A 1,984-nucleotide genomic window follows, 5' to 3' on the forward strand; every position below is an offset into this window, starting at 1 on the left:
TCTAGACCGCACGGAGCACACGCGGCCATCAGGTAAGGCCCCGAATCATCCCCTTAGCTCGGTCGGGGTCGCCCGTGGTCACCGGCTGTGATCACACCCGATTCCGTCCGAAGCGCTCCGCGAGCGAACCTGTGGCGCGGGGCGGGACCATGTCGTTCCTGCTCGATTCAGAGACTTGAACCACCCTCGGTTGCACGTCCAATAGTAGGAAGTCAAACTATTCTCATGACGTCGACGTCTTCTGGCACTCTGCACAAGCCGGCGAACCCGGTGCGCTTCGTGACCGCGTCCAGCCTGTTCGACGGCCACGACGCGGCGATCAACATCATGCGGCGGATCCTGCAGTCGCAGGGTGCGGAGGTCATCCACCTGGGGCACAACCGGTCGGTGGCGGAGGTCGTCAACGCCGCGATCCAGGAGGACGTGCAGGGCGTCGCCATCAGCGCCTACCAGGGCGGGCACGTCGAGTACTTCTCGTACCTGGTCGAGCTGCTCAACGAACGCGGCGCCGGGCACATCCGGGTCTACGGCGGCGGTGGCGGCGTCATCGTGCCCGAGGAGATCGAGCTGCTGCACTCCCGCGGGGTCGCGCGCATCTTCTCGCCGCACGACGGCCAGTCGCTCGGCCTCGCGCGGATGATCAACCTGATGATCGAGGAGTGCGACCACGCGCTCACCGAGCCGTTCAGCCACGACGCGCTGCTCACCGGGTCCGACGAGGCGCTCGCCCGTGCGATCACGCACATCGAGGCCGGCGCCGAAGTCGACGTCGACACCACCCGCAACGTCCCGGTACTCGGCATCACCGGCACCGGCGGTTCCGGCAAGTCGTCGCTGACCGACGAGCTGGTGCGCCGCTTCCGGCTCGACCAGCAGGACAAGCTGCGCATCGCGGTGCTGGCCGTCGACCCGACGCGGCGCCGTGGTGGTGGCGCGCTGCTCGGCGACCGCATCCGGATGAACTGCCTCGACGGCGACCACGTCTTCTTCCGTTCGCTGGCCACGCGCCGTGCGGGCAGCGAGATCCCGGACGGCCTGGAGCAGGCCATCAAGGCGTGCAAGGCGTCCGGCGCGGACCTGGTCATCGTCGAGACGCCCGGTATCGGTCAGGGCGACGCGGCCATCGTGCCGTTCGTGGACTTCTCGCTGTACGTGATGACGCCGGAGTTCGGTGCCGCGTCGCAGCTCGAGAAGATCGACATGCTCGACTACGCGGACGCCGTGGCGATCAACAAGTTCGAGCGCCGCGGTGCCGAGGACGCGCGTCGTGACGTGGCGCGGCAGATGGTGCGCAACCGCGAGGCGTTCGGCGTGAAGTGGGAGGACATGCCGGTGTTCGGCACGTCCGCCGCGACGTTCAACGACGACGGCGTCACCGCGCTGTACCAGTTCCTGCGCGACGGCTTGGTCGGCCACGGCCTCACCGTTGAAGAAGGCTCTCTCGCGACGGTCAACGGCAAGACGTCCACGAGCGCGTCCACGGTCGTGCCGGCCTCCCGCGCGCGCTACCTGTCCGACATCGCCGACACCGTGCGCGGCTACCACCGCAAGACCGACGAGCAGGTCGAGGCGGTCCGCACGCACACCCAGCTCACCGGCGCGCAGAAGGCGTTGGAAGCAGCCGGAAAGGGCGTCGAGGACATCGCGGAGCTGGTTTCGGCCGCCGAGCGCGAGGTCGACCGCGACACCGCGGACCTCCTGGGCGGCTGGGAGCAGACCCGTGAGCAGTACTCCGGCGACGAGCTCGTGTTCAAGGTGCGGGACAAGGAGATCCACACCAAGCTGACGCGCGAGACGTTGTCCGGCAACCAGGTCCGCCGGGTCAGCCTGCCGCGCTACGACGACGAGGGCTCACTGCTGCGGTTCCTGCGCAAGGAGAACCTGCCGGGCTTCTTCCCGTACACCGCCGGGGTTTTCCCGTTCAAGCGCGAGGGCGAGGACCCGGCGCGCATGTTCGCCGGCGAGGGCGACGCGTTCCGCACCA

1 protein-coding gene is annotated in these 1,984 nt (G+C 68.4%); it reads left to right on the forward strand.

Going from position 1 to position 1,984, the window contains the following annotated elements:
- Positions 1-225: 225 nt before the first annotated feature.
- A partial coding sequence (locus UK23_RS47980; RefSeq protein ID WP_045318553.1) for a cobalamin-dependent protein occupies positions 226-1,984 on the forward strand: 1,759 nt, incomplete at its 3' end.

This window comes from Lentzea aerocolonigenes (assembly GCF_000955955.1).
GTDB lineage: Bacteria > Actinomycetota > Actinomycetes > Mycobacteriales > Pseudonocardiaceae > Lentzea > Lentzea aerocolonigenes_A.